The following is an 8,484-nucleotide window of genomic DNA, read 5'->3' on the forward strand; positions in this document are numbered from 1 at the left end:
AGTCTCCTTTTTCTTGCCGTTTACCAATCGTACTTCAAATGTTTCACCGTTTTCTTTTCGTCGATAATCATTCGAAGTGAAGCAACTCCGATTTCGACATGCTCTTCCACGTAATTTCGAGTGACTAAATTATCGCTTTTATCCGTTTTAACTCCCTCGGGAGTCATCGGCTGATCGGAAACAAGCAGCAAAGCCCCGGTAGGAATATGATTGGCAAACCCGCAACTGAACAGAGTCGCTGTTTCCATGTCTACCGCCATTGCCCGTGTTTGCTTGAGGTATTCTTTAAAGGAGTCGTCGTGCTCCCAAATACGACGATTGGTTGTGTATACAGTTCCCGTCCAATAATCACGAGCATGATCCCGAATGGCTGAAGAAACGGCACGCTGAAGCATAAATGCCGGCAACGCCGGAACTTCGGGAGGAAAATAGTCGTTCGAAGTTCCCTCACCACGAATAGCCGCAATAGGAAGAATCAGGTCTCCAATATGATTTTTCTTATCAATCCCTCCACATTTTCCCAAAAACAGGCAAGCCTTAGGGTGAATAGCCCCCAACAAATCCATGATGATGGCAGCATTGGGACTTCCCATGCCGAAATTAATTATCGTAATCCCTTCGGCAGAGGCGGAAATCATATTAGCATCTCTTCCCAAAATAGGAACATTAAATTGATCGGCAAATATTTCAACGTACTTATTGAAGTTGGTCAACAAAATATATTCTCCAAAATCCTCCAGTTTACGTTTAGTGTAACGAGGCAGCCAATTAGCCACGATTTCTTCTTTCGTTTTCATAATTATCTATTAAATTTGTAGCTTCAATCAATAAAGCCATTATTTAACCTACAAAAGTAATAAATGTTATCGTTAAACCTACCAGCATTTGATACAAAAATCGACGTAAGAAACGGAAAGAGCTTTATTTTCGACACCATACGCAAACGGTATGTCGCTCTTACTCCGGAAGAATGGGTGCGACAACATTTCGTTCATTTTCTGATCGACTATAAGGGATATCCGGAAACTCTCCTTGCCAACGAAGTAATGGTGAAATTAAACGCAACGACCAAGCGATGCGACACGGTGCTTTACCGGAGAGATCTTTCGGCACGAATGATTATGGAGTACAAGGCTCCCCATATCGAAATCACGCAACCGGTATTCGATCAGATCAGCCGCTACAATATGGTTCTGAAAGTCGATTATCTGATAGTAAGCAACGGAATGCAACATTATTGTTGCCTCATGGATTACAATAATCAGACTTATACTTTTCTCAAAGACATTCCCGATTACCATAAATTGTAAAAGAACTATTAGTGGCCGAGAAATAGATCTAATCATTTAATAGCGCCAATGTGCTATACAACAGGGTAATTTTCGTACCGGATAGAGAAATATAGACTTGATATACAAGTAGTTATAATCAGGTGAAGAGAAAATTCATCGGACAGCAAATAAGGCACAAGTAGCTTCAGGAAAGTAAATAAAAGAAAAATAGGGGTAAAACAAGCCTGAATGGAGAAGAAACTACGCGAATCCATTCAAACTAATAATTTATAAAAGCATCTGTTGTATAGATTCGCGTAACAAATAATGGATAGTCCCATCAAATTATTGCTATATTTGAAAACAGGATTCAAGTATAACACCTGAATCCTGCAAATTTCTATTTACACAAAATGGGACATTCCCCAAAAAATATTGATTTAATCTCTTCGACTGCTGTTTTCACTCAGCAGATTTTCTTCTGATCGATCTTTTCGTAGTAGCCGGAGCCGATTCGGCTTTCGTTTCAGCTTGTATTCCTGCCAATTCAGGGTCAATCATGATACGTCCGCAGTATTCGCACACGATTACTTTCTTACGAGAACGGATATCCAATTGCCTCTGAGGCGGAATTTTATTAAAACAACCACCGCAAGCATCGCGTTGTACATATACGATACCCAATCCGTTGCGGGAATTCTTGCGGATACGCTTGAACGATTGCAGCAAGCGCGCTTCAATCTTCGTTTCCAGATCTTTGGTCTTATCCCTGAGCTTTTCTTCCTCCTGCTTTGTTTCGGAAATAATCTCATCCAGTTCGCCTTTCTTTCCTTCAAGGTCTTTTTTACGTTCTTCAAGCAGCTGCTCGTTTTTCACGATTTCCGCTTCTTTCTCTTCCTTTTCCGCAGTAAACTCCTTGATTCTTTTTTCGCTTAATTCGATTTCCAGATTCTGAAATTCGATCTCTTTAGTCAAGAAGTCATACTCACGGTTGTTACGAACGTTATCTTGCTGCGATTTATACTTTTCTACAGAAGCCTTTGCCGTTTCAATATCCAGCTTTTTACCCGAAATATTGGTTTTCAGTTCTTCTGCTTCGGCTTTAATTTTATCGATACGGGTGCTCAAACCGGCAATTTCATCTTCAAGGTCCTGCACCTCCAACGGAAGTTCACCCCGCAAAGTCTTGATTTCGTCAATCTTCGACAACATCGTCTGTAACTGGAACAGAGTCTTCAGCTTCTGTTCCACCGTCAAATCACTCGGATCTTTTTTCGCTTCTCTAGCCATTTTTATAAGTATTTTATAGGATTCGTATTTATTTTACTCAATTGGAGCGTAAAATTAGGAAATAAATCCCGAATTATGGAATAAAAGATTTCTTTTGTATACTGTTCGCTTTCGTAATGGCCGATTTCCGCCATCAGAATTTCCTCTTCATGCCCGAAATAATCGTGATATTTGATTTCTCCGGTGATGAACACATCCGCTCCCGAACGAATCGCCTCCGGAAGCAAGAAAGCGCCGGCTCCTCCGCAAAGGGCTACTTTTTCTATTTCTCTGCCCGACAACTTATTGTGTCGCAGGCACTCCACCTCAAATATCCGTTTTATCCGTTTCAGAAACTCGAGTTCTGTCTCGGGTTCTTCCAACTCGCCTACAAGCCCTGCTCCCATCTGTTTCCAATCGTTCTTCAGAGGATACAGATCGAAAGCCGGTTCCTCGTAAGGATGGGCGTTCAGCAAAGCCTTCACGGCTTCTCTTTCTTTGTAAACCGGAAGAATCGTTTCTATCCGGACTTCCGGCTCACGATGCAACTCCCCTATTTCTCCACAGAAAGGGCGGGCTTCTGCGTTCGCCCGGAATGTACCCTCTCCCTCCGAATTGTAGCTGCACGAATCGTAATTGCCGATGTTTCCGCATCCGGCAGCAAAGAGAGCCCGACGCACCTTGTCTGCCTCTGCGACAGGAACAAAAGTGACCAGTTTGAGCAAGCTGTTTTCTTTGGGAGCCAATACACGTAAATTCTTCAAACCGATCTTTTCGGCTATTTTGAAATTCACGCCATTCCGCGCGTTATCCAGATTGGTGTGCATGGCATATACCACGATATCGTTTTTTATCGCTTTCAATATGCAGCGCTCCACGTAGTCTTTGCCCGTAATGGACTTGCATCCTTTAAACATGAGCGGATGGTGCGCAATGACAAGGTTGTATCCCAACGCGATAGCTTCGTCCAACACAGCTTCGGTAACGTCAAGACACAACAAAGCCCCTGTTGCTTCCGCATCTGTCAATCCGATTTGCAGGCCGGCATTATCGAATCCGTCTTGCAATGGCAGAGGCGCGAACCTTTCAAGGGCGCTTACTATTTCCTTAATTTTCATTCTTTGCAGAAAATTTGAGTGCAAATATACTCAAAATAAGTAAGAATAAGAATTTTCTTATTGTTTTTTATCAGATTCATTTTCTTTTCATCCAAACTTTATTCTTCATCGCATAGCGTTCATCCACTACACGATCGGTCGGGAAGAAAGTGAAAATCAGCCTCCAGCCCGTTTCTTGATATACAAACTTACGCCCGTTCGATCCGCGAAGAATGGATTCGCGCTTTTCTTTCAAAAAAGCCTCGATATGCCGCGGGGGTTCACAGCCTGTCGCCGAGAAGTCTACCGTAACAAAAAAGCCCGGGAGATGAATCTCCGCCACTTCTTTCAGAATCAGTTCTTCCAAATTCATCTTTTACTCTCACCGGTTACCTGCAACAATTTGCCGTATGCGTCGAACGACTTGCGCGAAGCCAGCGAAATGGTAATCATCAGCGACAGCATAGAGGCAGTAAAGGTTATCACCATAATCATCATCTGATATTTGATTGCAACGTTCGGACTGCTTCCCCCCAATATCTGTCCGATCATGGTTCCGGGCAAAGCCACCAATCCCATGACGGCAATATTGGCTATCAACGGGCTGAACGATTTGATGATGGCCTGCCTGATAAACGGCGCCTGCGCTTCCTGACGAGTGGCTCCGTTGCCCAAGAGATAAGAGTAAAGCTGTTGCTCGCGCTTCAACCCGCTATAATAGGTATTCAGCGCAATAACGTTGCTCGACAGCATATTGCCCATCAGAATACCGAAAATCGGAATTAAGTATTGGGCATCGAAAATATTGTCCGGACGAAGTACAATTACAATGAAATACATTCCCACCAGCAACACGCTGCAAAGAAACCCCACCGAGACGGGAATCAACAAAATGCTCCGTTTGAGCCGGGTGCGCACCAGAGCGGTCTGTCCCGCCACAAAGACCATCACGATTACCCACAGAAAATTAATCCAGGGACTGTTCCATAGAAACAGATATTTCAGATACATCCCGATCAGAAACAACTGGACAATCATTCGCAGCGTACCTATGACAGCCGGCTTCAACAAGCCCGTTTTAAATTTCCAAAGGTAGAAAAAAGGAATAACGAGCAATAACAAGCCCGTAAACAAATTAAAATAAGAAATATCGATGGTTCCCACTATCTTGTTTTTTTGATTTATAATTCGATTAAATAATGGCATCCCGAAGCAAAATCCTTATCGTGCGACACAGCCAAAACGGCTGCTCCCCTCTCCGCCTGCCGCCGGAAAAAAGAAAGAACCCTGTCTGTCGATCCGGCATCCAAAGCCGATGTAGGTTCGTCGATAACGATTAAAGGTTTATCGAGCATGGCTGCCACCGCCAGCATGATGCGTTGGCGTTGACCGCCGGAAACTTCGTTCACACGTTTATGATACAACTCCTGTTCCAATCCCAATTCGTCGAAATAGCGAAACAGTCTTTCTTCAGAGAACGGGACGTCGCGGTTCACTTTCAGCCGGAACGGAAGAGCTGCCATCTCTTTGACCCACTCGAACGGAAGCGCCAACTCTTGCGGTATCCATGCAATCTGCCTGCGAATAATGTCGACAGTGGTCTTATCGAGCAAAGTACCTCCTACGGTAATGGTTCCTTCTGTCAGAGGGACAAAGCCCATGACGGCGTTCAACAGCGATGTTTTGCCGCAACCGGACTCACCCACGATACATGCCGTTTCACCTTTTCCCAGACGCATTGTAAATCCGGAAAAGAGCACTTCCTTCCCAAAAGCTATACAAGCGTTATTTATATGTAACATAGCATTTTCAATTCTTTCCACGCGGCAAAGGTACTATTTTATTGAAAAACGTTATCTTTGCCTCACTATTTAATTCAATAAAAAGCATGATATTCAACGAAAGAGATATTCGGCACGAACACGTACTGCAAATAGCCCGGCAGATGATGACTGCTGCACGTACCGCTCCGAAAGCGAAGGGAGTCGATATCATCGAAGTGGCGATGATAACGGGAGATGAGATTAAAAAGCTATCGGACAAGATGATAGAAATGACGGAAGAGCACGGTATGAAGTTTTTTCTTCGTGACGCCGACAATATATTGAATGCCGAATGTATCGTGTTAATAGGTACGAAAGAACAGGCACAGGGATTGAATTGCGGTCACTGCGGCTTTGCCACTTGCACGGGACGTACGGAAAACGTACCTTGCGCGCTCAACAGCATCGACGTGGGCATTGCCATCGGATCGGCATGCGCCATGGCAGCCGATATGCGTGCAGATACCCGTGTCATGTTCTCGGCAGGGCTGGCGGCACAGCGTTTAAACTGGTTGAAAGACTGCAAAACGGTTATGGCCATTCCGGTGAGCGCATCGTCGAAAAACCCGTTTTTCGACAGAAAACCGAAGGGGTAAGAAATACGGAATCATTGTTTATCAACACAGAAAAGAAGTGATGAGATAAGAGGCGACGATAAATTGCGCCGGGTATCGCATTGGTAAATAATAAAAATAAGAAACGAATATGGGAATCAACGTAGGCTATCCTCTTGTGATTCGTTCGGAAAAAGAATTACAGCTGGATTTCAGAAAAACAATCTATGAGCAGGTAGAAATGAGATCGCCTCACCTGCCTGCCGAATGGCATCCGCAAAGCGGCGTGCAGTTGACATGGCCGCATGCCGGCACCGACTGGAACTATATGTTGGAGGAAGTGCAGGAATGCTTCCTGCACATAGCCCGGGAAATTGCCGCACGCGAATTGCTGCTGATTGTCACTCCCGAACCGGAAGAAGTAAAAAAACAGATCGCCGGCAAGGTAAACATGGGCAATGTCCGCTTTCTGGAATGCACTTCGAACGACACGTGGGCACGCGACCACGGCGCGATCACGATGATAGACGGAGGCACTCCTTCCCTGCTCGACTTTACCTTCAATGGCTGGGGACTTAAATTCGCCTGCGATATGGACAATCAAATCACACGCCGTGCCGTAAAAGCCGGCATGCTGCACGGGCATTACGTCAACCGTCTCGGATTCGTCCTCGAAGGCGGATCTGTAGAAAGCGACGGAATGGGAACTCTTCTTACCACTTCCGAATGTCTCCTTTCTCCCAACCGGAACGGACAAATGAACCGGGTGGAGATAGAAGAATACCTGAAGTCGACTTTCCATCTGCAGCAGGTTCTCTGGTTGGATCACGGGTATCTGGCGGGAGACGACACAGACAGCCATATCGACACGCTGGCGCGCTTCTGCTCCACCGACACCATTGCCTATGTGAAGTGCTCCGACCCCGAAGACGAACATTACGAGGCGTTGCAGGCCATGGAAGAACAGCTGAAAACTTTCCGCACATTGGCGGGCGAGCCTTACCGGCTGTTGCCGTTGCCTATGGCCGACAAAATAGAAGAAAAGGGTGAACGGCTCCCTGCCACATATGCCAACTTCCTGATTCTGAACGAAACTGTGCTTTATCCCACATACAATCAGCCGGAAAACGACAAGGAAGCGGGTGAAGTGTTGCAGCAAGCATTCCCCAAGCATCGGATAGTGGGCATAGACTGCCGCGCCCTGATCAAACAACACGGTTCTCTGCACTGTGTCACAATGCAATATCCGCAGGGAGTGATTAAATGACCATATAAAAAACAGTTATTCATCATGAGAAAAATAAAAGTAGGATTGATTCAACAATCCAATTCAGAAGACATACGGACTAATCTGAGGAATCTGGCAAAGAACATAGAAGAATGCGTGGCCCGCGGCGCCGAGCTGGTTGTACTGCAGGAGCTGCACAACTCCCTGTATTTCTGCCAGACGGAAAATACCGAGTTGTTCGACCTTGCCGAACCCATCCCCGGCCCTTCCACCGGCTTTTACTCCGAGCTGGCGGCTATGCACAAAATCGTTCTCGTCACTTCTCTTTTCGAGAAGCGAGCTCCGGGTTTGTACCACAATACGGCAGTGGTGTTCGACAGCGACGGAAGCATGGCCGGAAAGTATCGTAAAATGCACATCCCCGACGATCCGGCATATTACGAAAAGTTTTATTTCACTCCGGGAGATATCGGGTTCGAACCGATTCAGACATCTTTGGGAAAACTGGGCGTATTGGTATGCTGGGATCAGTGGTATCCGGAAGCAGCCCGCCTGATGGCACTGAAAGGAGCCGAAATTTTAATCTACCCTACGGCCATCGGATGGGAAAGCAGCGACACCGACGAAGAGAAAGCACGCCAGATCGATGCATGGATTATCTCTCAACGCGGACATGCCGTTGCCAACGGGCTTCCGGTTGTTTCGGTCAATCGTGTCGGGCACGAGCCGGATCCTTCGCATCAAACCAACGGAATCCTGTTTTGGGGCAATAGTTTCGTTGCAGGACCTCAAGGGGAAGTTTTGGCACAGGCCGGAAACGAGCAACCGGAAAACATGGTTGTCGAAATAGACATGGAGCGTTCGGAGAACGTGCGTCGTTGGTGGCCTTTCCTCCGCGACCGTCGAATCGAGTCTTACGAAGGGCTGACGAAGCGGTTTATCGATTAACGCCCGAGGGCTTTTGCCGTTTGAAAAAAAGGCGGCGGGCTTTGAAAAAAAGGCGGCGGGCTTTGAAAAAAAGGCGGCGGGCTTTGAAAAAAAGGCGGCGGGCTTTGAAAAAAAGGCGGGGAGGTGTGTCGTAATGCACGATGCACTTCCTTTTTTGTTCATCGCTATACAAATCGGTTCATTATCTTTAAGCTGCGATATTTTGAAGATTTCTTTGATTTATGTGTTTCCAGCACTTAAATAAAGCGGCAGTAAGCTCATAAAACAGCCTAATTAGCCAATCCATGCCTTCTT

The 8,484-nt window shown here is 45.9% G+C and carries 11 protein-coding genes; 5 read left to right on the forward strand and 6 right to left on the reverse strand.

Going from position 1 to position 8,484, the window contains the following annotated elements; genetic code table 11:
• Nucleotides 1-20: 20 nt before the first annotated feature.
• Nucleotides 21-797 carry an AMP nucleosidase gene (locus C234_RS0106995; RefSeq protein ID WP_027325168.1) on the reverse strand — a complete coding sequence of 259 codons (777 nt, stop codon included), beginning with the start codon at nucleotides 795-797 and terminating at the stop codon, nucleotides 21-23.
• A gap of 63 nt (nucleotides 798-860) precedes the next feature.
• Here C234_RS0106995 and C234_RS0107000 point away from each other — a divergent pair, with 63 nt between their 5' ends.
• Nucleotides 861-1,310: a type I restriction enzyme HsdR N-terminal domain-containing protein gene (locus tag C234_RS0107000; RefSeq protein WP_027325169.1), complete on the forward strand. Its 450-nt coding sequence runs from the start codon at nucleotides 861-863 to the stop codon at nucleotides 1,308-1,310.
• Between the two features lie 423 nt (nucleotides 1,311-1,733).
• Here the strand turns inward: C234_RS0107000 and C234_RS0107005 are convergent, their stop codons facing one another.
• From C234_RS0107005 to C234_RS0107030, 5 genes are all read right to left on the reverse strand, one after another.
• Nucleotides 1,734-2,561 (reverse strand): zinc ribbon domain-containing protein, encoded by an 828-nt coding sequence (locus C234_RS0107005; RefSeq protein ID WP_027325170.1) that lies wholly within the window; start codon nucleotides 2,559-2,561, stop codon nucleotides 1,734-1,736.
• Between the two features lie 2 nt (nucleotides 2,562-2,563).
• Entirely contained in the window at nucleotides 2,564-3,658 is a 1,095-nt protein-coding gene (locus tag C234_RS0107010; protein ID WP_027325171.1) for a Nif3-like dinuclear metal center hexameric protein, read from the reverse strand.
• A 76-nt stretch (nucleotides 3,659-3,734) separates the two neighbouring features.
• Nucleotides 3,735-4,010: a hypothetical protein gene (locus C234_RS0107020; RefSeq protein WP_027325172.1), complete on the reverse strand. Its 276-nt coding sequence runs from the start codon at nucleotides 4,008-4,010 to the stop codon at nucleotides 3,735-3,737.
• Nucleotides 4,007-4,801, reverse strand: coding sequence for an ABC transporter permease (locus tag C234_RS0107025; RefSeq protein WP_021644447.1), 795 nt, complete (start codon nucleotides 4,799-4,801; stop codon nucleotides 4,007-4,009). Before C234_RS0107025 ends, C234_RS0107020 begins: the two co-directional genes overlap by 4 nt.
• 17 nt (nucleotides 4,802-4,818) lie before the next feature.
• On the reverse strand, nucleotides 4,819-5,439 hold the full coding sequence (locus tag C234_RS0107030) for an ABC transporter ATP-binding protein (protein WP_027325173.1): 621 nt from the start codon (nucleotides 5,437-5,439) through the stop codon (nucleotides 4,819-4,821).
• An 86-nt stretch (nucleotides 5,440-5,525) separates the two neighbouring features.
• Here C234_RS0107030 and C234_RS0107035 point away from each other — a divergent pair, with 86 nt between their 5' ends.
• The 4 genes from C234_RS0107035 (at nucleotide 5,526) to C234_RS17760 (ending at nucleotide 8,434) form a co-directional block, all read left to right on the forward strand.
• Nucleotides 5,526-6,056 (forward strand): ferredoxin domain-containing protein, encoded by a 531-nt coding sequence (locus tag C234_RS0107035; protein ID WP_027325174.1) that lies wholly within the window; start codon nucleotides 5,526-5,528, stop codon nucleotides 6,054-6,056.
• A 109-nt stretch (nucleotides 6,057-6,165) separates the two neighbouring features.
• The gene (locus C234_RS0107040) at nucleotides 6,166-7,281 is read left to right on the forward strand and encodes an agmatine deiminase family protein (protein WP_027325175.1); all 1,116 of its coding nucleotides are present in this window, start codon (nucleotides 6,166-6,168) and stop codon (nucleotides 7,279-7,281) included.
• Nucleotides 7,282-7,305: 24 nt separating this feature from the next.
• Nucleotides 7,306-8,190 (forward strand): carbon-nitrogen hydrolase, encoded by an 885-nt coding sequence (locus C234_RS0107045; RefSeq protein WP_027325176.1) that lies wholly within the window; start codon nucleotides 7,306-7,308, stop codon nucleotides 8,188-8,190.
• 13 nt (nucleotides 8,191-8,203) lie between these two features.
• Nucleotides 8,204-8,434: a hypothetical protein gene (locus C234_RS17760; protein ID WP_027325177.1), complete on the forward strand. Its 231-nt coding sequence runs from the start codon at nucleotides 8,204-8,206 to the stop codon at nucleotides 8,432-8,434.
• Nucleotides 8,435-8,484 lie beyond the last annotated feature (50 nt).

The organism is Bacteroides pyogenes DSM 20611 = JCM 6294 (genome assembly GCF_000428105.1).
Taxonomy (GTDB): Bacteria; Bacteroidota; Bacteroidia; order Bacteroidales; family Bacteroidaceae; genus Bacteroides; species Bacteroides pyogenes.

Coding starts and splice junctions, on each gene's coding strand:
- C234_RS0106995 (WP_027325168.1), bottom strand. CDS start 797: ATGAAAACGAAAGAAGAAATCGTGGCTAATTGGCTGCCTCGTTACACT.
- C234_RS0107020 (WP_027325172.1), bottom strand. CDS start 4,010: ATGAATTTGGAAGAACTGATTCTGAAAGAAGTGGCGGAGATTCATCTC.
- C234_RS0107030 (WP_027325173.1), bottom strand. CDS start 5,439: ATGTTACATATAAATAACGCTTGTATAGCTTTTGGGAAGGAAGTGCTC.
- C234_RS0107040 (WP_027325175.1), top strand. CDS start 6,166: ATGGGAATCAACGTAGGCTATCCTCTTGTGATTCGTTCGGAAAAAGAA.
- C234_RS0107000 (WP_027325169.1), top strand. CDS start 861: ATGTTATCGTTAAACCTACCAGCATTTGATACAAAAATCGACGTAAGA.
- C234_RS0107010 (WP_027325171.1), bottom strand. CDS start 3,658: ATGAAAATTAAGGAAATAGTAAGCGCCCTTGAAAGGTTCGCGCCTCTG.
- C234_RS0107045 (WP_027325176.1), top strand. CDS start 7,306: ATGAGAAAAATAAAAGTAGGATTGATTCAACAATCCAATTCAGAAGAC.
- C234_RS0107005 (WP_027325170.1), bottom strand. CDS start 2,561: ATGGCTAGAGAAGCGAAAAAAGATCCGAGTGATTTGACGGTGGAACAG.
- C234_RS0107035 (WP_027325174.1), top strand. CDS start 5,526: ATGATATTCAACGAAAGAGATATTCGGCACGAACACGTACTGCAAATA.